Origin of the sequence: Methylocystis sp. B8, from assembly GCF_005771425.1 — a bacterium.
Classification (GTDB): Bacteria; Pseudomonadota; Alphaproteobacteria; order Rhizobiales; family Beijerinckiaceae; genus Methylocystis.
This window is the reverse complement of sequence record NZ_VBTZ01000004.1, coordinates 205,672-228,682: the sequence shown is the minus strand read 5'-3', so window position 1 is coordinate 228,682 and position 23,011 is coordinate 205,672. Positions and strand designations below refer to the sequence as shown.

The 23,011-nt window shown below is 62.0% G+C and carries 15 protein-coding genes; 3 read left to right on the top strand and 12 right to left on the bottom strand.

The features are described 5' to 3' along the window. Positions 1 to 64 precede the first annotated feature (64 nt). Both FEV16_RS09735 and FEV16_RS09730 read right to left on the bottom strand, forming a co-directional pair. Positions 65 to 1,189: a PA0069 family radical SAM protein gene (locus tag FEV16_RS09735; RefSeq protein ID WP_138167472.1), complete on the bottom strand. Its 1,125-nt coding sequence runs from the start codon at positions 1,187 to 1,189 to the stop codon at positions 65 to 67. 157 nt (positions 1,190 to 1,346) lie between these two features. Then, positions 1,347 to 2,780, bottom strand: coding sequence for a homospermidine synthase (locus FEV16_RS09730; protein WP_138167425.1), 1,434 nt, complete (start codon positions 2,778 to 2,780; stop codon positions 1,347 to 1,349). A 181-nt stretch (positions 2,781 to 2,961) separates the two neighbouring features. On the opposite strand from FEV16_RS09730, the gene FEV16_RS09725 reads away from it, so the two are divergent. Beyond that, positions 2,962 to 3,909, top strand: coding sequence for a CHAD domain-containing protein (locus FEV16_RS09725; protein ID WP_246657254.1), 948 nt, complete (start codon positions 2,962 to 2,964; stop codon positions 3,907 to 3,909). 231 nt (positions 3,910 to 4,140) lie between these two features. Here FEV16_RS09725 and FEV16_RS09720 read toward each other — a convergent pair whose 3' ends face one another. After that, positions 4,141 to 7,599, bottom strand: coding sequence for an acyl-[ACP]--phospholipid O-acyltransferase (locus tag FEV16_RS09720; protein ID WP_138167423.1), 3,459 nt, complete (start codon positions 7,597 to 7,599; stop codon positions 4,141 to 4,143). A gap of 189 nt (positions 7,600 to 7,788) precedes the next feature. Between FEV16_RS09720 and FEV16_RS09715 the strand changes: the two genes are divergently transcribed. Continuing rightward, complete coding sequence (locus tag FEV16_RS09715) at positions 7,789 to 8,415, top strand: TetR/AcrR family transcriptional regulator (RefSeq protein ID WP_246657253.1); 627 nt, start codon at positions 7,789 to 7,791, stop codon at positions 8,413 to 8,415. Positions 8,416 to 8,440: 25 nt separating this feature from the next. After that, a complete protein-coding gene (locus FEV16_RS09710) occupies positions 8,441 to 9,181 on the top strand; it encodes a sulfite exporter TauE/SafE family protein (protein WP_138167421.1) in 741 nt (246 codons plus the stop codon). Positions 9,182 to 9,190: 9 nt separating this feature from the next. On the opposite strand, the gene FEV16_RS09705 is transcribed toward FEV16_RS09710, so the two are convergent. The 9 genes from FEV16_RS09705 to glgB all read right to left on the bottom strand — a co-directional run bounded on the left by FEV16_RS09705 (position 9,191) and on the right by glgB (position 22,975). Beyond that, positions 9,191 to 9,787 (bottom strand): DsbE family thiol:disulfide interchange protein, encoded by a 597-nt coding sequence (locus FEV16_RS09705; protein ID WP_138167420.1) that lies wholly within the window; start codon positions 9,785 to 9,787, stop codon positions 9,191 to 9,193. Continuing rightward, on the bottom strand, positions 9,784 to 9,942 hold the full coding sequence (ccmD, locus tag FEV16_RS09700; RefSeq protein ID WP_138167419.1) for a heme exporter protein CcmD: 159 nt from the start codon (positions 9,940 to 9,942) through the stop codon (positions 9,784 to 9,786). The genes FEV16_RS09705 and ccmD overlap by 4 nt, the downstream gene beginning before the upstream one ends. Then, positions 9,939 to 10,703 (bottom strand): heme ABC transporter permease, encoded by a 765-nt coding sequence (locus tag FEV16_RS09695; protein ID WP_138167418.1) that lies wholly within the window; start codon positions 10,701 to 10,703, stop codon positions 9,939 to 9,941. The genes ccmD and FEV16_RS09695 overlap by 4 nt, the downstream gene beginning before the upstream one ends. Positions 10,704 to 10,751: 48 nt before the next feature. After that, on the bottom strand, positions 10,752 to 12,116 hold the full coding sequence (locus FEV16_RS09690; protein WP_138167417.1) for a S41 family peptidase: 1,365 nt from the start codon (positions 12,114 to 12,116) through the stop codon (positions 10,752 to 10,754). After that, positions 12,113 to 13,471, bottom strand: coding sequence for a peptidoglycan DD-metalloendopeptidase family protein (locus FEV16_RS09685; protein WP_138167416.1), 1,359 nt, complete (start codon positions 13,469 to 13,471; stop codon positions 12,113 to 12,115). The genes FEV16_RS09690 and FEV16_RS09685 overlap by 4 nt, the downstream gene beginning before the upstream one ends. Continuing rightward, complete coding sequence (glgX, locus tag FEV16_RS09680) at positions 13,431 to 17,651, bottom strand: glycogen debranching protein GlgX (protein WP_138167415.1); 4,221 nt, start codon at positions 17,649 to 17,651, stop codon at positions 13,431 to 13,433. The genes FEV16_RS09685 and glgX overlap by 41 nt, the downstream gene beginning before the upstream one ends. Positions 17,652 to 17,812: 161 nt before the next feature. Then, positions 17,813 to 19,267, bottom strand: coding sequence for a glycogen synthase GlgA (gene glgA / locus FEV16_RS09675; protein WP_138167414.1), 1,455 nt, complete (start codon positions 19,265 to 19,267; stop codon positions 17,813 to 17,815). Further along, a complete protein-coding gene (gene glgC, locus FEV16_RS09670; protein WP_138167413.1) occupies positions 19,264 to 20,526 on the bottom strand; it encodes a glucose-1-phosphate adenylyltransferase in 1,263 nt (420 codons plus the stop codon). The genes glgA and glgC overlap by 4 nt, the downstream gene beginning before the upstream one ends. Positions 20,527 to 20,752: 226 nt before the next feature. Further along, on the bottom strand, positions 20,753 to 22,975 hold the full coding sequence (glgB, locus tag FEV16_RS09660) for a 1,4-alpha-glucan branching protein GlgB (RefSeq protein ID WP_138167411.1): 2,223 nt from the start codon (positions 22,973 to 22,975) through the stop codon (positions 20,753 to 20,755). Positions 22,976 to 23,011: the final 36 nt, after the last annotated feature.

Genomic DNA, 23,011 nt, shown 5'->3' with positions numbered 1-23,011 from the left:
GGAGGGCGGGCTGCTGGCAAGGGGGCGCAATGACTCGCATAGCATGCGCCGGAAAAATCGGCTCTCAGAAGAGGCTGAGCTGTTTCGGCGTTCGCAGCGGCGGCTCGAACAGATCCGTTCGCAATCTTGTTTTCTCCGTAAAGCCGAGTCGCGCGGCGGCGACCTCAAAACGCCGGCCGATCATCCAGGCGTAGGGGCCTTCGCCCTTCATGCGGGCGCCAAAGGCGGAATCATAAAGCTTGCCGTCTCGCGTCGAACGCACAAGCGCCAAGGCGCGACGCGCCCTGTCGGGAAAATTCGCCACCAGCCATTCGGTGAAGAGGTCGCGCAACTCAAGCGGCAGGCGCAGCAGCACATAGCCGGCTTCGCGCGCGCCGGCTGCGTGCGCCCGCGTCAAAATCCGCTCGATCTCGTCGTCATTGATCGAGGGAATGATCGGCGCCGTCATCACCGCGGTCGGCACGCCGGCGGCGCTGAGCTTTTCGATAGTCTCGAGCCGCAGCTCCGGGGTCGCGGCGCGCGGCTCCATGAGGCGCGCGAGTTTGCGATCAAGCGTCGTGACCGAGATTGCCACCTTAGCGAGCCCTTTCGCCGCCATCGGCGCGAGGAGATCAAGGTCGCGCAACACCAGCGCCGACTTCGTCACGATGCCGACCGGATGATTGGCCCGCGAGAGCGCCTCTAGGATCGAGCGCATGACGCGATGGATCTTCTCGGCCGGTTGATAAGGGTCGGTGTTGGTGCCGATGGCGATCGTCTTCGGCACATAGCCGGGCGCCGATAATTCACGTTCGAGACGCTGCGCTGCGCCTTCTTTGACAAAGATCTCCGTCTCGAAATCGAGGCCTGGGGAAAAGCCCATATAAGCGTGGGTCGGGCGCGCGAAACAATAAACGCAGCCATGCTCGCAGCCGCGATAGGGATTGATCGAGCGATCGAAGGAAATATCGGGCGAATCGTTCCTGGTGATGATCGTGCGCGGCTTTTCGACGTGGAAATTGGTCTTGAGCGCTTCGAGACTCTCTAGCGACCCCCAGCCATCATCCGTTTCTTCGCGCGTCTCCTTCTCGAAACGGCCGCTGCGCTTCGATAACGCGCCCCGCCCGCGTCTGCGCTCGGCCTCGACGATCGCCCCCGCGTCGAGCCGCGCGCCTTTCATTTCCGTTACTGATTGAGCCGCATGTCCCATATCCGCAACCTCTGCCACAGCCGCGAGCGTCGCCGTCTCGACCGCCAGAACCTGTATGAGAACATATAGAGAACACTACTCCCGGGCAAGTGGATTGCCCGAAAAAAAGCGCGCCGACTTTCGACGGCGCGCTTTTTTATGTGACCTGAGGCGGCGCTCAGCGCACCAGAATATTCCTGAACTGCCAGGGATCGCTCTCGTCGATGTCTTCCGGGAACAGCCCCGGACGCCGTTCGAGCGGCGTCCAATCCGTATAAACCCCGACGACCGGCCCGAGATAAGGCAGCTGCACGTCGAGGCAGCGCTTGTAATCCACCTCGTCGGCCTCGACGATGCCGGCTTGCGGATTCTCCAGCGCCCAGACCATGCCCGCGAGCGCCGCCGAACTGACCTGAAGTCCGGTCGCGTTCTGATAAGGCGCAAGATCGCGCGTCTCCTCGATCGAGAGTTGCGAACCATACCAATAGGCGTTTTTCGCGTGCCCATAGAGCAGCACGCCGAGTTCGTCGATTCCGTCGACAATTTCATGCTCGTCGAGAATCTGCCAGCTCTCCTGCATCTTGCCCGCCGCGCCGAACATCTCGTGCAGTGAGAGCACGGCGTCATCGGCGGGATGATAGGCATAGTGACATGTCGGACGATAGATCGCCCGACCGGTCTCGTCGCGCAGCGTCAGAAAATCGGCGATCGAGATCGACTCATTATGGGTGACGAGAAAACCATATTGCGCGCCAGGCGTCGGACACCATGAGCGCACGCGCGTATTGGCGCCGGGCGACAGCAGATAGATCGCCGCGCCGCAGCCGGTGACGTGCGCGCGGCCGATGTCAGGTAAAGATTTTTCATGCGTGCCCCAGCCGAGTTCGGCGGGCTGCATGCCCTCGGAGACGAAGCCTTCAACCGACCAGGTATTGACGAAGACGCCCCGCGGCTTCGGATCGCGCGCGCGTTGCGTGTCGCGTTCGGCGATGTGGATGCCCTTGATGCCGAGCTTTTGCGCCAGCGCGCCCCATTCGGCGCGCGACGCGGGTTCCTTATCGAGCGCGCCAGTGTCGCGCGCGATATTGACGAGCGCCTGCTTGACGAACCAGGACACCATGCCCGGATTGGCGCCGACGCAGGAGACAGCCGTCGATCCGCCAGGATTCTTGCGACGCTCTTCGAGCACCGTTTCGCGCAGCGCGTAATTGGTGCGCGCTTCATTGCCCTTGCTCTTGTCGAAGTAGAAGCCCGGCCAAGGTTCGACGACAGTGTCGACGTAGAGCGCCTTCAATTCACGCGCGAGTTTCATGATTGCGAGAGAAGACACGTCGACGGAGAGATTGACGACAAATCCCTGGCCGCCGCCCTTGGTCAGCAGCGGCGTCAAGACCTCACGATAGTTGTCGGGCGTGAGATTCGTTTTCAAAAAGGCGATGCCGCGCTCATCGAGCAGCCGGCGATGCGTGTCGACGGGATCGATGACGGTGAAGCGCGATTTGTCGAAATCGAAATGGCGCTCGATCAGCGGCAAAATGCCCCGGCCAATAGAGCCGAAGCCGATCAGCACGATCGGACCGGTGATTTTGCCATAATGAGGCCAAGTCGACATGAGGCGTAGCTCCCGAGAAGAATATTGCGCCGCGATAAAGCAAGCGCGGATGTATTAATCAAGGGCTTGAGGGAAAGGTTCTGGCGCGCTTAATGTGGCGCCGCCCGCGCCGAACCCTATGTTTGCGTTAATTCTGCAGTAGAGCGTCTGTATGGAGCTATCAGAGCCCCCGAGTTCGCCTGTGCGCGACGACGTGCAGCCGGCGTCCAGCGCCGCCGACGCGTCGGCGGCGATCAAGGCGAAGCCGATCGAGCTCTCGCAAGACGACACGCTTGAGGACGCTGCAGCGGCCATCTTCTTCGCCTCGCTCGAACATTTTCTGGCCAATGTTCCGCTTCTTCCAACCTCGAGCGCGCCGGAAAGCGTGCATCAGATGCGCGTCGCCTTGCGTCGCCTGCGCGCGGCGATCGGCCTGTTCCGACCTACTCTCGGCGGGCCGGCGCTCGAAACGGCGCGCGATCGCGCCAAGACTCTCGCTTCCGTTCTCGGCGCCGCGCGCGATTGGGACGTCTTCGGCGTCGCGTTGAAGTCCGGCGTGCAGGACGCGATTGGCGACGACGCGAGCTTTCATGCGCTAACCGACACTCTCGAATCGTGCCGCGAAAAGGCTTATCGCGCGGCGCATGAAGCGGTGTCGTCTGATGACACGTCGCGGTTCGTCGGCGACTTGCAATTGGCGATCGAGCGGCATGACTGGGAAGTCGAGCCCGAGATGCGCACGCCAGGATCGGCATGCAGGTTTGCCGCTCATGCGTTGACGCGGCTTCACAAGCGGCTCTTGAAGAAGAGCAAGGGCCTTGCGACGCTTTCGGCCGAAGAACGACATCTTGTCCGCATTGCGCTCAAAAAGGCGCGCTACGGCGCGGAATTTTTCGAGAGCCTGTTTGCGGACGGCAAAGCCGTGCATGCTTATTTACGCACGCTTAGCGACATGCAAGATCAATTAGGCGTCTTCAATGACATGGAGGTCGCCAACGGGCTTCTCGACCGTATCGATGCGGAGAATCCAGAAGCGCTGCGAGCTTCGGGCTTCATACGCGGTTGGTTCGCCCATGCGGCGCAGCAAGGCGTCGCACACGCAAAAAAGAGCGAGAAGCGGCTGAAGAAGCTCGCGCCGTTTTGGACGTAAAAACGAGCGCCTTCACCTAACTCTTCGCATTACGAACATCGGCCCCTCGCCCTTCGAGACGGCCTCTTCGAGGCCTCCTCAGGATGAGGGGCCTTAGGTTCCGCAAAACGACATATCTGAAAAGCGCTACACGGTCCTCATCCTGAGGAGCGCGCGCAGCGCGCGTCTCGAAGGACGAGGACCGCAACGCCAACGGTGATTCTCTCATAGACGTTCAAACGAGATGCCCATTCAAACCGAGATCGCGGCGTTTCCATCTATGCGTCCGTGCAGACCGTTGGGCAGCCGCGGATTAGGTAGAATATAACGCCCACGCTCGCGCACCAACTTCGTCACTGCGGCGAAATCGACTTTGCCTGAACCAAGAAGCGGCACATGCTCAACGATCACGATCTCCGCCGGGATCATCAGATCGGATGCGCCTTTCGACTTGGCGTAGGTCTGGAAATTTGCGCGCGTGGCGTCCTTCTGCTGCGTCACGAGAACGATTCTCTCGCCCTTGCGCGGATCGATCTCCGTCGCCGCCGACGATAGCGCATCCGGCCAAAGTTCCGCCGCCAGTTGTTCGATGGCCGCCAGCGAAATCATCTCGCCGCCGATCTTGGCGAAACGCTTGGCGCGACCTTTGATCGTCACATAGCCTTGCGCATCGATCGTGACGATGTCGCCCGTATCGTGCCAGCCATTCTCCGGAGGCTGCACCACGCCGGGCTTATCGACTTTGAGATAACCCATCATGACGTTGGGTCCGCGCACCAACAGACGTCCGCCGTTCTCCACGCCAGGGACGGGTTCGAGCCTATGCTCAACGCCTGGCATCATCCGTCCGACTGTGCCGAACTTATTGAACATCGGCGTGTTGAGCGCGAGCACTGGAGCGGCTTCCGTCACGCCATAACCCTCGAGAATGCGCACGCCGAACTTCTCCAACCACGTATCGCGCGTCACTTGCTTCACGGGCTCTGCGCCGGCGACGACATAGCGAATAGATCGGAAATCATAAGAGTGCGCCGCGCGGGCGTAGCCCGCGAGAAACGTGTCAGTCCCGAAAAGAATCGTCGCGTTTGCGCCGTAAACGAGTTCGGGCACGATGCGATAGTGCAACGGCGACGGATAAAGATAGATCGGAACGCCCGAGATCAGCGGCAGCGTAAAGCCGACCGTCAGACCGAAGGAGTGGAACATCGGCAGGACATTGAAGACCTTGTCGGCCCGTCCGAAGTCGATGCGCGCCGCCGCCTGCGCCGCATTGGCGAGCATGTTTTTATGCGACAGCGCTACGCCCTTTGGCGCGCCCTCCGAACCTGAGGTGAAAAGAATAACCGCCACGTCGTCGGCCTTACGCGCGACAATGGGCTGTCGGAATCGTCGGAAGGCGTCGAGCTTATCGCCAAGCGAGACGCGCGCCCTTATGTCCTCAAGATAGACGATCGCCACTTTCTCTTCGAGAGCGGCGACGAGTTTTTCGAGGTTGGCTTTCTCAATAAAGCCGCGCGACGTTAGAAGCGTCCCCGCCTGCGCCGCCTCGCAGCCCGCGAGAATATTTGCGGCGCCGGCGGTGAAATTGATCATCGCCGGGATGCGACCGGCGGAAATGATCGCCAGGAAAGTCACTCCCGCGCCATTGGCGTTCGGCAACATCAGTCCGATTGCGTCGCCCGGCTTGCCGATATTCGCAATTTTGTTGGCGAGCGCGCGCGTTCCGATCAAAAGCCTGCGATAGCTCAACTTGCCGGCGACCGGATCTTCAAGCGCGACTAGCGAGAGCCCATGCGCGCGCGCCGCTTCGACAACGGCTTCAAAAAGAGTGCGATCGATATTCGTCGTGCGGAAGACGAGATCCGACATAACGTGATAGAGCGCCGCGCCTGCCGCAATCCGACGCGCCTTTCCCTTCAGCCCGTCGTCAACGGTCAGTCGGACGGGTTCGATTACGGTAAGCGTGACTTTTGGAAACCAGCGGCGGCGCGCCTGTTCACGCGTCAGCCGGGAGAACATCGTCGCCTCGGCGCCGTCAATGCGAACAGGCACGATCATCGCGCCGGATTTTTCCGCAACCAGTCCGGCTCCATCATAGACTTTCATCAGACTGCCTGTGACCGTAAGCCTGCCTTCTGGGAAGATGACGAGCGGATTTCCGTCCTTGACCGCATTGACAAGAGCGCGCACGCCGAACGGATTTGATGGATCAAGCGGGATGGCGCGCGCGAATTTGAGAAACAGCTTCGCCCACCATTTTTTCGCGATCGTGTGGTCGACGGCGAAAACCGGCTCCTTTGGCATGACGGCGAGAATCGCCGCCGCGTCGAGGAAACTCACATGATTGAGCGCGACGATGGGATTGGGCCCGGCCCGGTCGAAATTTTCCAGCCCCTTCACGTCGAGACGGTAGAAGGCGCGAAAGAAGATCGAGAGCAGATCCTGCAACGGCGAAGCGACGACCACATTAACCATCCAAATTGAAGCGGCGAGCGCAACGGCCGCCACGCCAAGTAGGATCGCCGCGAACGAGACGCCGAGGCTCTGCAGTCCCGCCACGCCGACGCCGCCGAGCGCCATGAAAGCGGCGTTCTGCACGCTGACCGCGGCGATGGTGCGGGCGCGTTCCTGCGGCGCGCTCCGCGCCTGAATGGCGGCGAAGGACGGCACGATCATCAGGCCGCCGGCGATCGCGAGCAATGAAAAATCGATCGCGGCGCGCCAGGCGAGCGGCTGAGCAAAATAGGCTTCCGGCAATAGCCCCGTCGCTGCGGCGGGCGCAGGCGAGAGTAGAAGCGCAACGCCGAGGTCCGCTGACCCCAAGGCGACGAGGGCCGCGCCGACGGCCGAGGGAAGCAGCACGATCTTGCCCTTGAGCAGAAAGGCGGCGAGGCCCGATCCTGCAGCGATGCCGACGGCAAACAGCGCGAGATGCACGCTCACGACGATCTCGGCGCCATGCAGCGTCTGGGTAATGAGCGAGGGCGCCAACGACATGGCGATGGAGCCGAACAGCCAAAAGAGGCTTGTGACGATTGCAAGCCGCCGCAACTCTGGCTGGGCGCGCAAGTGCCGCAAAAGTTTGAAGGTCGAGCGGAAGACATTCGCGTCGACGGCAAGATCGGGATCCGCGCGCCCCGTTGGCGGAATGAGCCACGCTGCGCCAAGAGCGAGAACCGCGACGCCCATGACCGCCCCGGCGAGGATCACCCCATCTCCCACATGGAGGGCGACGCCGCCGGCGATGGTGCCGGTCAATATCGCGAAGAAGGTCGCGCTCTCGACGAGCGCATTGCCGGCCGGAAGCTCCTCCTGGGTCAGATGGTCCGGCAGAATGCCGTATTTAATCGGGCCAAAGAGCGCGCCGATGACGCCAAAGAGAATGAGCGCGCCAAAGAGCGCCGGTATATTGGCGAAAAGAAAGCCCGCCGCCGACAGGACGGCGACGCCGAGTTCGGCGACGCTCAGCCAACGCACGACGCGCGCCTTGTCATATTTGTCGGCGAATTCGCCGCCGATCGCCGATAGGAAAAAGAACGGCGCGATGAAGGCTGCGCCGGCGAGAGTTACGAGAGTAGGCCCACTCTCGGCCGTATGGGCCAAGATCAAAAGCACCAAGGCGTTCTTCAGAAAATTATCGTTAAAGGCCGCGAGGAACTGACGCCAGAACAACGGCGCGAAGCGCCGCGAAGCGAGAAGCGAATGCGTCATGTCCAAAACATCCGGGAGGGGCGCGGAGACTTTCGTCGATTACCCTTAAGGATCGGTCAAGTCTGGCGCGTTACAATGGGCCTTAAGGCCAGCCTTTCGCCATGAACTGCGTTCATAATTGAGACTAAGCGCTTTCGCGCCGCCGTCAATAATAAATGAACTATGTTCAAGCTCGGGAGGAGGTCCCCGTTGAATCAGAAAACGATCGAGGCTGGAGCCGACCGCCGTTCTCAGTTGCGCGAGCGATTGATCGAAGTCGCCCGGGAAACAGTCGCCACACAAGGCCTCGCCGGTCTAAAGGCGCGAGATCTTGCCGCTGCGGCTGGCTGTGCGCTCGGCGCTATCTATACCGCTTTCGATGACCTCGACGAATTGATCCTGTGCGTCAACGAGCGAACGCTGGCGCGCCTCGAATCCGCGATCGATTTGGCGCTGGGAGACGCTGAGGCCACGCAAGCGCTCCAAGCAATGGCGCGGACCTATTTGCATTTTGCAAGAGCGGAACAGCCGAGTTGGCGCGCGCTTTTCGAACATCGCCTGCCGCCGGGCGTCGCGCCCCCGCAATGGTATGTCGACGCGCGCAATCGCCTGTTCAATCGGCTCGACGCGCCCCTATCCCAGCTGCTGCCGGGAACAAACCATTTGGCGCGCGCGGCTTTCGCCCGAACGCTATTCTCGGCCGTGCATGGCGTCGTATCGCTCGGACTTGAGGAGAAGATCGCCGACACGCCGCCCAAGCTCCTCGACGACCAGCTCGAGAAGCTCGTTCGCGTCGTGGCCGACGGGCTGATGATGGAGTCCGCCCGCTTGATTTGAATGGCGTGACCTGACATAGGCGCGCATGGCTTTCATTCTGCTGTTTGCCGTGGCGACTTGGGCGGGCGCGCAGAATGCGCTTGCCGGCGGCGGCTCGTTCCTCACGCTTCCCATGCTGATGTTTACGGGCATGGACGCGCTCGCCGCCAATGTCACGTCATGCGTGGCGCTGTTTCCGGCACAGGTCGCGACAGGTTGGACAGGCCGCAAACTCGCAACGGGCGCCAACGGGCTTTCGCTGCGCACGCTGTTCGTCATCAGCATCGTCGGCGGCGCCGTCGGCGCGGCGGTGCTGCTGGCGACGCCACGCGGTCTTTTCGCGCGTCTCGTGCCATGGCTGGTGCTCTTCGCGACTGGGGTCTTCGCTTGGGGCAGTTTCTTTCGCAAACCCAGCGAGACGCATACGCATCTCAGCGCGCCGGGCGCGGGGCTCGCGCAATTTCTGATTTCAATTTACGGCGGCTATTTCGGCGGCGGCATCGGCTTTCTGATGGTCGCCGCGCTCACCATGGCCGGACAGGGCGTGCGCATCGCCAGCGCCACCAAGAATGTTCTCGCGGGCGTCATGAACGCTTCCGCCGTCGTCATCTTCCTGTTTTCGCCGGATCTGCATTGGCCGCAGGCTCTGGTGACGAGCGCGGGGGCAACGATCGGCGGGATCGTGGGCGCGCGCCTGATTCACCACATCGATGAAAGGCTCCTGCGCATCTTCATCATCGTAATCGGCGCGGCGCTTACAGTGGGCCTCTTCCTCAGAGCGCCTTAACTCACACGCTCAGCGCGTCGCGGCGCCGCTGCCCGCCATCGCCTTCTCAATCTCGGGAATGAGCGTCGTCGCGACGGCGGAAGGCGTCAGCGGCCCGACGAATTTATAGGCGATGGTTCCGTCGCCCGTAATGACGAAGGTCTCCGGCACGCCATAGACGCCGAAGTCGATCGCCGTGCGGCCTAGGGGGTCGACGCCGACGCGCGCGAAAGGATTGCCGCCCTCCTCAAGAAAGCCCAACGCCTTCGCCCTCTCGTCCTTGTAGGAAAGCCCGTAGAGCGCGACGCCTTTCGCCTTGAGCGCTTCATCGCCGGCGATCGCCATAAGAACAGGATGCTCCTGTCGGCATGGCCCGCACCAACTCGCGAAAACATTGACGAGGCTGACGTGACCCTTGCGCAAATCCTCTGTCGAGAGACCCGGAACGCCGGCTAATCCTTCAAGCGCCGGCAGATCGAAGGCAGGCGCGGGCTTGCCAATGAGCGCCGAGGGAATGCGCGACGCGTCGCCGGAGAAGAGCCGCACAAGAAAGACGAGCGCCAGCAGCGCGAAGAGCGCCAGGGGTAGAAAACGCAGCGCTGAACGCGGCGCGACGGCGTCGCTCACGCGTCCTCTCCTTGATCGCGCGCGCCAGCCGCGCCGAAGCGCGCCAGCTCTGCGCGCAGACGCCGATAATCGAGGATGATGCGTAAGGTGACGACGCCGAGCGTCACGACCGTCACCCCATAGGCGGCGGCGATGTAAAGCCAGTGATCGCTCACTTCGCCGGCTCCATGCTTTCGTCGCCGGCAGGTTCACCGGCGCGGACCGCTTGCATGGAAAGCCGCGCCAAGCGGCGCCGCAGGATTTCATTGCGAATCGCCATCACATGCAACGTCAAAAATAGCAGCGTCCCAGCGAGCGTCATGATAATGAGCGGCCACAGCATCGATCCCGATATCGAAGGTCCGCCAATGCGAAACACCGAAGCCGGTTGATGCAGCGTATTCCACCAGTCGACCGAATATTTGATGATCGGAATGTCGATTGCGCCGACGAGCGTCATGATCGCCGCGATGCGCGCGCCGCGCGGCGTGTCGTCCATTGTCTGCCTTACGGCGATGAGGCCGAGATAAAGGAGAAAGAGAACCAGCATCGAGGTGAGGCGCGCGTCCCACACCCAGAATGTGCCCCACATCGGCTTGCCCCAAAGCGAGCCGGTGACGAGACAGATGAACGTGAAGGCGGCGCCGAGATTCGCCGCGGTTTTCTGCGCCGCGTCCGCCAGCGGATGACGCCACACGAGAACGCCGAGCGACGCCGAGGTCATCACGACATAAGCGAAGATCGCGATCCAGGCGGACGGAACATGGATGTACATGATCCGGACCGTTTCGCCCTGCTGATAATCGGGCGGCGCCGTGAAGGCGCCGTAGAGCCCGATTGCCAGCAGCAGCAGAGTGGCGCCTGAAAGCCACGGCAACGCGCCTTCTGCAAACCGCAGAAAGCGCGTTGGATTAGCGTAAGTGGAAAGAAAACTCATCGACGGCCGGAACTCCCGCCGACTGCCTAAGCCCCGCAGACTGCCCCGTCAATTCGCGGCTTTGGCCGGCGGTTTGGTGACGTCCTTGGCGACGTCCTTTGTCTGCTCGGCGAGGATTTGCGCCCTCGGCTTGCCGTGCAAAAGTTCGACCGCAGCGATGAGCTGCTTGTCCTTCGTCTCGTCCGGCGGGACATAGGCCTGCGAGCCGGTCTTCTCGTCCTCGCCATTCTTGAGATGGCCCTTGAGCGAGGCCTCGCCCTTGGTGTCGTCCTTGCCTTTAAGCTCGTCCGGCACCTCCTGCAGGATGACCATGTCCGGATCGATGCCTTTGGCTTGGATGGAGCGGCCCGATGGCGTGTAATAGCGCGCCGTCGTCAGCCGCAGCGCGCCGGCGCTGCCGCCGAGCGGAATAATGGTCTGCACGGAGCCCTTGCCGAAGGAGCGCGTTCCGATCAGCGTCGCGCGCTTGTGGTCTTGCAGCGCGCCGGCGACAATTTCGGACGCCGAAGCCGAACCGCCATTGATCAGCACGACAACCGGCTTGCCCTTCGACAAATCGCCCGAGCCACGAGCGTTATAGCGCTGGGTTTCATCGGCGTTGCGGCCGCGCGTAGAAACGATCTCGCCTTTGTCGATGAAGGTGTTGACGACCTGGATCGACTGATCGAGCAATCCGCCCGGATTGTTGCGCAGGTCGATGATGTAGCCCTTGAACTTGTCCGCAGGAATTTCCTGCACCGCCTTGGCCATGGCGTTGCGCAGGCCTTCCGCCGTCTCCTCATTGAACTGCGAGATGCGAATATAAGCGATGTCATCGCCCTGTTTGCGCGAACGCACGGATTTGATGTGAATCTCGGCCCGGACGAGTTTAACGTCGATCTTGTCTTTGTTCTTGCCGCGGAAAATCGTCAGCTTGACCGGCGTGTTGATCGCGCCGCGCATCTTGTCGACAGCCTGATTGAGCGTCATGCCCTGGACGGTCTCGTCGTCGATGGCGCCGATGAGGTCGCCCGAAAGGATCCCGGCCTTCGAGGCCGGCGTGTCGTCGATCGGCGCCACGACCTTAACGAGTCCGTCTTCCTGCGTGACCTCGATGCCCAGACCGCCGAACTTGCCTTCGGTCTGAGTCCGCATGTCCTTGAACGCTTTGGCGTCGAGGTAGCTGGAATGCGGATCGAGCGAGGTCAGCATGCCGTTGATGGCGTTTTCGACAAGCTTCTGCTCGTCGGGCTTTTCGACATAGTCGGCCCGCACCTTGTCGAACACGTCGCCGAAAAGGCTCAAGTTCTTATAGGTGTCGGCAGAAGCCGCCTGAGCCGGAGCGCCGATGACGGCGCGCGCCTGCTGACCCAGCGTGGCGCATCCCGCTCCAATAGCGATTCCCGTAGCGATAAGGACTGTTTTGCGAATCATCCGCCGACCTTCCGACTGTCTGACTTTGCCCACCATGGGCCCGAGTCGATTGACGCTCCGTCCTTGCGGAACTCAACATAAAGTATGGGTTGTTTCGCGCCGATTGCGATGGTCGCCGCGGTTTGCGCGGTCCCGTCACCCATGCTGGCTACCGGCTCACCCGCGAGAACAAACTGTCCCACGTTGACATTGGTGCGACTCATGCCGGCCAGGACCACATAATAGCCGCCGCCGACGTTGATGATCAAGAGTTGTCCATAACTTCGATAAGGCCCTGAAAAGGCTATCCATCCATCGCAAGGGGCGATAACGACGCCATTTTCCCGCGCCGCGATCGACAGCCCCCTCTCCTTGCCCCCAAAACCGTCCGGCGCCCCAAAACGGCGCACAATCGATCCTGAAGCGGGAGCCGGCAGCCGGCCTTTGAGATCGACGAAGGCGACCGCCGGCGCAAGCCGAGCCGGGTCTTTAAACGGCGCAGACAGCGCCTTGAGCCGTTCCTGCTCGGAAAGCTTGGCCTGAGCCGCCGCGCGCTCTTCGTCGGCCTTGCGCGCCGCCTCCGCCGCGCGCTGCGCCGCCACGCTTTCCGCCTCCATCCGCGCAATGAGGTCCTTAAGGCTCGTTGCGCGTTGCGCCAGCGACCGTGCGCGCTCTTGCTCCGCCTTCAATGCGCTTTGCGCGGTCGAGAGCGCCTCCTGGCGCTCGGCGATCATCGGCGCAAGCCTTTCGCGCTGCGCCTTGAGGCTTGCGCGCTGTTCGCCAAGAAGATTCTGTTCGCGCCGGACGCCGTCGCGCACCTGCTCCAATTCGGTCAGGTCGCGCTGAAGCTGCCGCGCCTCGGCGCGCATTTGCGGCAGCACCGCGCCGAGCGCAAGCGACGCGCGCACGGCTTCGAGAATCTCCTGCGGTCGCGCCATCAGCGCCGGCGGCGGCCGACGGCCCATGCGCTGCAGGACGGTGAGAATTTCCATAATCAACGCGCGCCGACTGTCGAGTGAGGACACAATCTTCCGCTCGTTCTCGGTGAGCGTCGAAAGCCGCTCCTCGATCTCGGCTGCGCGCGTTTCCGTCTCCTGCAGCCGCAGCGTCGCATCAATAAGCGCGCCGTTCAGTCTTTCGCGCGCCGCAGCGTGATCTATGAGCTGCTCTTCAAGCTTACGCGCCCGCTCCTGAGCGGCGCCCATGGTGTCTTCAAGGCCGCGCAATTCCTGCTGCTTTGACGAGACATCCGCGCTCTGTTGCTCGGCATGCGCCGGGAAGGCGAAAGGAATCGCAACGAGCGCCGCAGACATCAGCCTGCGCTTCGTGGCCTCGTTACGCGCCCTGCCCGAAACGCTCATGTCCATCCGCGGCATCAATTTCGCCAGACGCCGGATATGCCCCTGAAATAGCGTCCACATTGCGGCAAAGCCCGGCGAGGATCGCGCATGCGCGCGGCGAATCAAAAAGTTCATTGAGCAATCGGGGCAACCTTCGCCGCCAATTCGAGCGTTCCCGATCCGTGCCGGGCAGATTGATGGCGCTCGTCTCGCCCGCGAGATCGTCGAGCTGCGCCATTGCGAGCAAAGACGGCGTACGCGCGACGAACGCATGGAGCGCCTGCGCCAAGGCGTCGTCAAAGGGGCTCGAAGATTGATGAGCGTCGCCGATCAGCGCCTGAGCGCGAAGCGCTTCGAGGAGCGCGTGTTTTTCTGCGCGCCGCGCAGCACGGGAAGCTTCAGCCGCCTCCGGAGCAATGAGCCCCAACGTTTCCTTCTCGGCTATGTCGGCCGCCGCCCACCACCCTGCGATGGTCGGCAGATCATGCGTCGACACGCAGGCCATGGCGCTCTTCGGATAAAGTTTCGGCTGCATGAAGCTCTCGCCCGAGCGCTCGAACCATAGAACGCGATAGCTCAGCACGTCGGCCGGCGCGACGCGCTCCCGGAACCCTCGCGGCACAGTGCCGAGGTCTTCGCCGACGACGAGGCATTGCGCGCGCTGGCTTTCGAGCGCAAGTTGGCCAAGCAAGGCGTCAAACGGATAACTGACATAGGCGCCGGCCGCGGGCCTTTCGCCGTCCGGAACGAGGAAAAGCCGCGCGAGGCCCATGACGTGATCGATGCGCAGCGCGCCGGCATGGCGCATGTTGGCGCGCAACAGCTCCGCGAAATCGGCGCCGCCATCTTTTTCCATTTCGATTGGATTGGGCGGCGGGAGGCCCCAGCTCTGGCCCTCCGGATTGAATGGGTCAGGCGGCGCGCCAATCGAAAAGCCGTCAATGAAACATCCCGCGCGGCTCCAATGCTCCGCGCCGTCTGGCGCCGCGCCGATGGCGAGGTCGCGGCAGAAGCCGAGCGACAGACCGGCGGCGCGCGCATCCTGCGCCGCTTGCGCAAACTGCGCCTCGGAGAGCCATTGCAGAAACTGGTGAAAGCGAATGCGCGACTCATGTTCGCTCGCGAAAGCAAATAACGCCGCAGCGCTCGCCTCGCGAAGCTCGGGCGGCCACATCCGCCAGCCCTGGCCACCGCGCGTCTCGCTGATCGCCTCGAACAGGCAGAAGCGCGCGAGCGTCGCCCCGCCTTGGGCGATGAAGCGCGAGAACGACGCAGCGGGCGTCGCATCAGGCTGGCGGCGCATGAGATCGAGGAAACCTTCGAAAGCGCGCTCGAGCGCCGCCATCTTCAACGTATGAACGCCAGGATAGTCGACCTCTGGAACGGCGCGGAGCGCGACCGCAGAACTCTCATCGAAATCGATTGCAGCGCCAAGCGTGCGCGCCAAGTTAGCGACGTCGATATAAAGGGGATCAAGGAAGCGCCGGTCGGAAGGATAATACGGGCTGGCGTGTGAGCGATCTTGCGCAAACAGAGCGTGCAACGGATTGATCGCAATGAGCGCAGCGCCGGCATTCGCGCCAACGCACGCAAGTTCCACGAGCGTCGAAAAGTCGCCGATTCCCTGATCGCCGTCGCGACGCACGGAATAAAGCTGCGCGGAAATGCCGAACTCGCGTCGCGCATCCTCCGGCAAATGGCAGCGCATCGTCGCGACAGTGAGCGCACAAATCTCGCCGCTCTCGAGCGACAAGCGATGACGACCCGCCGGAAGTGGTGGAAGCCGCGCCTCGACCCCTTCACAGCGTCTTCCGTCAAGTCCCTGCCATGTGGTCGGCGTGGCGTTTTCTGCGCGTAGCGCAATGCGCGACTTGCTTCCGTCTTCGTGCGTGGCGATGATCCAGCCCGGGATGCGGCCGTCGCGCGCGGCGAGCCGAAGGGTGAAAGACTCGCCCTCCTTCGCCGAGCAACTCTCCGGCAGGGCGCGCCTATCGCGAAAATCGGAAAGCCGCGCGAGACTGTCGCGGACGTCGTTGAGCGTGCCCGCCGGAAAGCCGAGTTGCGCCAGCAACGCTGAGACCGTTTCGCGGGGAACGTCATGCAGGGCCCCTTCTACGCTCCGCCACTGTCTTTGAACGCCTGCGGCCTCGGCAAGACGCGACAGCATTTCTTCCGGAACAGGCCCTGAGGATCGGCGCAACACGCGCCTCTCTTCGACGAGAAACGTCACCGAGCTCGGTGCGACGAAGAGGCTTCCTTCAACATCTTCGTCCGCGCCGTCCATTGCTGAACTGAACGCCAATTTCCAGCCGTGATTTTCTCGGGCAGGCGAGGGTCGCATGACGATCTTCTGCGAACCGCGATGCAGAACGACGATGACGCGGTCGTCTTCGGCATAAAGCGCCGCCACAAGCGTTTGTGCGTCGCCGTCGCGCCAATCATCTTCGCGCATCGGCGCGCCGTCAGGGCGCAGCCATTCGACGTCGGGGATGAGCGCAGCGTCATGCGATTCGCCATCAAGAAAGCGATCATCGCGCAATGCTGTATGCCGCTTGCGAAGCGCGATGAGCTTCGCCGTTGTTTCGATCAGCTGCTCGTCGGCTTGCGCCCAATCGATCCATGAGAGGGCGTTATCCTGCGCATAGGCATTATTGTTGCCGGACTGCGCCTTGCCAAGTTCCGAGCCCATGAGGAGCATCGGCGTCCCGCGCGAGAAAAGCAGCGTCGCGAGCAGATTGCGCGCGTCTCGCGCGCGCGCCGCATTGATCGCTGCGTCTTCGCTCTCGCCTTCGACGCCACTGTTCCAGGAGAGATTGTGGTCAGCGCCGTCGCGGTTCTCTTCGCCGTTCGCTTCATTATGCTTATGCGCATAGGAGACGAGATCGCGCAGCGTAAAGCCGTCATGCGCCACGATGAAATTGACGCTGCGCGAAGGACGTCTGCGCAAAAAGACATCCTGCGAGCCGGCGAAGCGCGTCGCGAGCTCGGCGACGCCGCAGGAATCGCCGCGCCAGAATCGCCGCGCGCTATCCTTGTAGCGATCGTTCCATTCGGCGAAAGGCTCGGGAAACTTGCCGAGCTGATAGCCGCCGGGGCCGAGGTCCCAGGGCTCGGCGATAAGCTTCAAATCCCGCAATATGGGATCTTGCAGCAGCGCTGAAAGAAACGGCGCGTCGCGATTAAACCACGAAGAACCACGCGCGAGCGTCGGCGCCAGATCGAAACGGAAGCCATCGACGCCGCCATACAGCGCCCATGCGCGCAGCGCATCCATGATGAGGCGAACGACAGGCGCGCGCGCGCAGTCGAGAACATTGCCGCAGGCCGAGTCATTAGCATAACGCGCGCGATCTTCTGCGAGCCGGTAGTAGCTGGCGTTGTCGAGTCCGCGGAAAGAGACCGTCGGACCGAATTCGTCGCTCTCGCCCGTATGGTTGAACACGACGTCGAGGATGACTTCGAATCCGGAGTCATGGAGCCTCGCGACGGCTCCCCGAACTTCGCGCCAGCCGCCCGGCGCCAGACGCGGATCGGGCGCCATCATCGCGATCGGGTTGTAGCCCCAGTAATCAGAGAGGCCGAGCGGCGGCAGATGACGTTCGTCGATCCATGCGGCGCAAGGCAGTAGCTCCAGCGTCGTCACGCCGAGGCGCTTTAAATGCGCGATCGCCGCGTCATGCGCGAGACCGGCGAAGGTCCCGCGCAGATGCGGCGGAATGTCAGGATGAAGCGCGGTGAAGCCTTTGACGTGAAGCTCGTAGATGATCGTATCGGCCCACGGATGTCTGAGCCGCGCCGAATCCGCGTAGACCGGCTTCGTGATGATCGCCTTCGGCAGATGCACGGCGCTATCGGCGCCCGCCGCCTCGCCATAAGCGAACAACGAAGGATGCAGCGTGAAGGCGCGGTCGAGCGCGAGCGCGTAAGGATCGACGAGAAGTTTCGCTGGATTGAAGCGATGGCCGTCGTGGGGCGCATCGGGTCCATAAGCGCGAAAGCCGTAGCGCTGGCCTTCTCTCAAACCTTCGATATATCCATGAAAAACGTCGCCGCTGCGCGCCGGCAATTTTATGCGCGCAATTTCTTCGTCAGCTTCATTAAAAAGACAAAGCTCGATCGATTTAGCGTGCGCAGAAAAGATAGCGACATTCGCGCCGCTCTCATCTGGCGTGACGCCAAGCGGCTCCGGCGCGCCATCTGTGAGGAGGCCAATCATTTGGATCTCCCCGATTCGTCATGCCCATGCTTGTCGCGGGCATCCCCACAGCCTAATTGGGCGAGTATGAATAGAGGCATTCCGCATACTTGCATCGTTGCGCCGAATTAAAGCGTGGATGGCCGGCACAAGGCCGGCCATGACAGTGGATTTGCGAGGCGTCACCCAACTTTCGCGATGACCGCGTCGCGAAACAGCGTGGCGTAGCGGCGCGCCGGATTGCGCCAGGACACGTCTGTCCTCATGCCGCTGACCTGAATCTTGCGCCATGTCTCGGCGTCGCCGAACAGCCGTTCGGCTTCGCGCAGCGCCATGGCGAGCGCTTCCGCAGTCGTCGGCGAAAATTGCAGCCCTGTCGCGACTTCAGCTTGCAACGCCATTTCATTGGCGTCGATGATCGTGTCTTTCAATCCGCCAACGCGCGAGACGATCGGCACGGCGCCGTAACGCAGCGCATAAAGCTGCGTCAGCCCGCAAGGCTCGAAGCGCGAGGGGACAAGAAAGGCGTCGGCGCCGGCCTGAATCATATGCGCAAGCTCTTCACTGTAGCCGATATGAACGCCGACACGGCCCTTATGCGCCGACTCTGCGGCCGCGAATTCTTCTTCAAGCGCCTCGTCGCCGGCGCCGAGCAGCGCGAGTTGCGCACGCCCGCTCATGAGCTGCGGCAAAACTTCGAGCAGCAGGTCGAGCCCCTTTTGCCAGGTCAGGCGGCTGACGACGCCGACGAGAAAAGCATCGGGCTCGACGCGCAGCCCCAGGCGCTTCTGCAAAGCGGCTTTGTTCTTGGCGCGTGACGCCAGACTCCAATGATCATAGAGCGTTTCAATATGCGTATCGGTCGCCGGGTTCCACGCCTCCTCGTCGACGCCGTTCAAAATGCCGCTTACGTGGCCCGCCCGCGCCCGCAAGAGTCCCTCGAGGCCCATGCCGAATTCTGGCGTTTCAATCTCGCGCGCATAGCTTGGCGACACCGTGGTAATGCGGTCTGCGAGTTGCAGGCCGGCCTTCAAGAAGCCGATCCCGCCGTAATATTCGACGCCATCGATCGAAAAAGCGCGCTGCGGCAGGCGCAGCGGTTCGAGCAGCGCCTTTGGGAATTTACCCTGAAAGGCGATGTTGTGAATGCTGACGATCGTGGCCGGCCGCGGATGATCAGCATAATGCATATAGGCTGGCGCAAGCGCCGCTTGCCAGTCATGCGCATGCACCACGTCAGGCGCAAATCCATCCGCGCCAAGCCCGATCTGCGCGCCCGCCCAAGCCAGCGCGGCGAAGCGAAAGGCGTTGTCGGGATAATCGACGCCATCGCACCCTGTATAAAGTCCGCCTTCGCGCGCATAAAGATGTGGCGCAATGAGCGTGTAGATCACGACGCCATGATGGCGGGCGGCATGAACCCATGCGGGACCGCCAAAGAGATCATCGAACTCAAGAACCGTGTCGCCTGCTCGTAGCGTCGCGAGAACGTCGGGATAGCCCGGAATAAGCGTGCGCAATTCGATGTTTTCGTCGGCGAGCGCATGCGGTAGCGCGCCGACGACATCCGCCAGTCCGCCAGTCTTGACGAAGGGCGCCATTTCCGAAGCGATGGCGAGCGCGCGTAGCGAACTCATGCGCTCAGCCTGTCGATCATCGGCTGCGTAATGAGGCAAACGCCGCCTTCGGTGCGTCGGAAGCGCGCGGCGTCGAACTGCGGATCCTCCCCAACAACGAGGCCCTGCGGAATCTGCACGCCACGATCGACGACAACATTGGCGAGCCGCGCCGAACGGCCGACGTCGACATAAGGCAGGACGACGGCGTTCTCGACTGTGGCGTAGGAATTCACGCGCACGCCGGTAAAGAGCAGCGTTCGGCGCAGCGTCGCGCCGGACACGATGCAGCCTCCTGCGACGAGCGAGGACAGCGCCTGTCCGCGCCGCCCGACCTGATCGTGCACGAATTTCGCCGGCGGCGTGATTTCGGCATATGTCCAGATCGGCCAGTTGCGATCATAAAGATCGAGTTGCGGCGTGAAATCGGTGAGATCGATGTTCGCCGCCCAATAGGCGTCGACAGTTCCGACGTCGCGCCAATAGGCGTTCTGTTCGCTCGCCGAGCGCACGCAGGAGCGCTCGAAATGATGCGCGACTGCTTTGCCATGCGAAACGATATAGGGAATCACGTCCTTGCCGAAGTCATGTGTCGAGAGCGCATCGGCGGCGTCGCGGCGCAATTCTTCATAGAGAAACTTCGCCTCGAACACATAGATGCCCATGCTGACGAGCGCGCGGTCGGGGTGTCCAGGCATCGCCGGCGGATCTCTCGGTTTTTCGATAAAGGAAAGGATTCGGTCGTTTTCGTCGACATGCATGACGCCGAATCCGGAAGCCTCGACGCGCGGCGCCTCCAGACAACCGATCGTCACATCGGCGCCCGAGTCCACATGCTGTTGCAGCATGGGCTCGTAATCCATCTTGTAAACGTGATCGCCCGCGAGCAGCACGATATATTTGGGATCATAGCTCTCGACGATGTCGAGGTTCTGATAGACGGCGTCCGCCGTGCCGAGATACCAATGGTCTTCGGAGACGCGCTGGCTCGCCGGAAGAATGTCGAAGCTCTCGTTGCGTTCGGTGCGAAAGAAGCTCCAGCCACGTTGCAAATGGCGAATAAGGCTGTGCGCCTTGTACTGGGTCGCGACGCAAATGCGTCTGATGCCCGAGTTGAGCGCATTGGAAAGCGCGAAGTCGATGATGCGCGACTTGCCGCCAAAATAGACGGCGGGCTTGGCGCGCCTGTCGGTCAATTCCATCAACCGCGCGCCGCGTCCGCCGGCGAGCACATAGGCCATGGCGTGGCGCGCGAGCGGCGGATTTTCAAAGGCGGACATCGCCGCTTCCCATCGGATTGACGAGCCTGTGATCGTGTGAGCGGCTAAACCTCGCCCTCATGCTGAGGAGCCTGCGAAGCAGGCGTCTCGAAGCGCGAGGGCGAGGTTTATCGTGTCCCAAGGTTTCCTCGTCCTTCGAGACGGCCCTTTCGGGCCTTTTCAGGATGAGGAAACCCCCGCCCGAGTTGCTTGAAGCGGACATCTTCATCGCCCCTCAATTCTATATTCATTTTAGTTCATCAGTTTCGAATGCGAAGAAGAGAGTCGACAGCGGCGGCAGAAGAATGTCGGCGCTCGCCGGAAACTCGCGGAACGCTTCACCGCGCGCATGAATCGCGCCGAGATTTCCGAGCCCCGAACCGCCATAGATCGCGGCGTCGGAATTGACCAGCTCGCGCCAGCGTCCCGCACGCGGGAAGCCGAGTCTATAAGCATTGCGCGTCACCGGCGTAAAATTCGAGACGACGACGATGGGGTGCGAACGGTCGGCGCCGAAACGCGCGAAGGCAAATACCGAACTCTCTGCGTCGTCGACGACGATCCATTGAAAGCCCTCGGCCTCGCAATCGCGCGCATAGAGCGCCTCATGGTCGCGATAGATGCGGTTGAGATCGCGGATAAAGGCCTGAAGTCCGTGATGCGGCGGAAAATCAAGCAACCACCAATCGAGGCTCGATGCATAATTCCATTCATTGGTCTGGCCGAATTCCTGGCCCATGAACAGAAGCTTCTTGCCCGGATGTCCCCACATGAATCCATAATAGGCGCGCGCGGACGCGAAACGGCGCCATTCATCCCCGGGAATTTTGCTAACGATCGATCCCTTGCCGTGCACGACCTCGTCATGAGAGATGGGCAGCACGAAATTCTCGGTGAAGGCGTAGAGCAGGCCGAACGTAAACTCGTTGTGGCGCCATCTGCGATGCACGGGGTCGGACGAGAGATAGCGCAGCGTATCGTTCATCCACCCCATGTTCCATTTGAAGCCGAAGCCGAGCCCATCCGCATAGGTCGGCCGCGTCACGCCGCCCCATGCGGTCGATTCTTCGGCGATCGTCACGACGCCGGGATAAAGCGCGTAGACGAGTTCGTTGAAGCTTTGAAGAAAGGCGACGGCGTCGCGATTGTCGTTGGAGCCGTCGGGATTAGGGGACCATTCGCCGGGCTCGCGCGAATAATCGAGATAGAGCATGGAGGCGACGGCGTCGACGCGCAGCCCGTCGATATGGAACCGATCGAGCCAATAGAGCGCGCTCGCGATCAAAAAATTCGCCACTTCGCGGCGGCCGTAGTCGTAGATCGCCGTATTCCAGTCGGGATGAAAGCCGCGCCTTGGATCTGGATGCTCATAGAGCGGTCCGCCGTCGAATTGCGACAGGCCATGTTCGTCGGTCGGAAAATGCGCCGGAACCCAGTCGAGGATGACGCTCAAGCCCGCCTGATGGGCGCGGTCGACAAAGCGGCGAAAACCATCGGAGTCGCCGTGCCGGCGCGTCGGCGCGAAAAGCCCGATCGGCTGATAGCCCCAGGAGGCGTCCAGCGGGTGCTCATTGATCGGCATCAGCTCGATATGGGTGAAGCCGAGATCGGCGACGTAAGGCACGAGCTGATCGGCAAGCTCATCATAGGCGAGAAAGCGCCCGTTTTCGCCGCGCCGCCACGACGGCAGATGAACTTCATAGATCGACATAGGCGAACGTCGCGGGTCATATTTGACGCGCTCGCGCATGTGTATCTCGTCGCCCCAATGGTAAGGGGCGTTCGAAGCGACGACGGAGGCGGTCGAGGGCCGCAGCTCCGCCTCAACACCAAGCGGATCTGCTTTAAGCGGCAAGAGTTCGCCATGCCGCCCGATGATTTCATATTTGTAATTGGCGCCGCCGCCGACGCCGGGAATGAAAATCTCCCACACGCCGCTGTCGATGCGCTTCCGCATCTGCGCGCGGCGCCCGTCCCATTGATTGAAGTCGCCGACGACGGAAACGCGCCTCGCGTTCGGCGCCCAGACGGCGAAATGCGTCCCTTCAACGCCTTCATGCGTCAGCACATGCGCGCCAAGCTTCTCGTAGAGCTTCTGATGGGCGCCTTCGACGAGAAGATAATCGTCGGTGGCGCCGAGCACGGGCGAAAAGGCGTAAGGATCGGCGAATTCCCATTGCGTCGCCTCGTTAGAGGCGCGCAGGCGATAAGGCGCGCGCGCTTTCAGCGTCGTCAGCCCTTCAAAGAACCCATCACCGTGCACGCGATCAAGCGGCGTGATCACGCGGCCGTCAGGCGTAACGGCCTCCACTCTCGTCGCGCCGGGAACGAAAGCGCGCATCACAAAGCCCGCAGGCGTTTCATGCACGCCGAGCACGGCGAACGGATCGCCATGGCGCGCGGCGAGGATTGCTTCAATATCTTCCGCGGAGACGCGCCAGTCGGTCACTCTATCGTCCTTGAGCCGCATTCGTCATTGCGAGGAGTGGAGCGACGAAGCAATCTA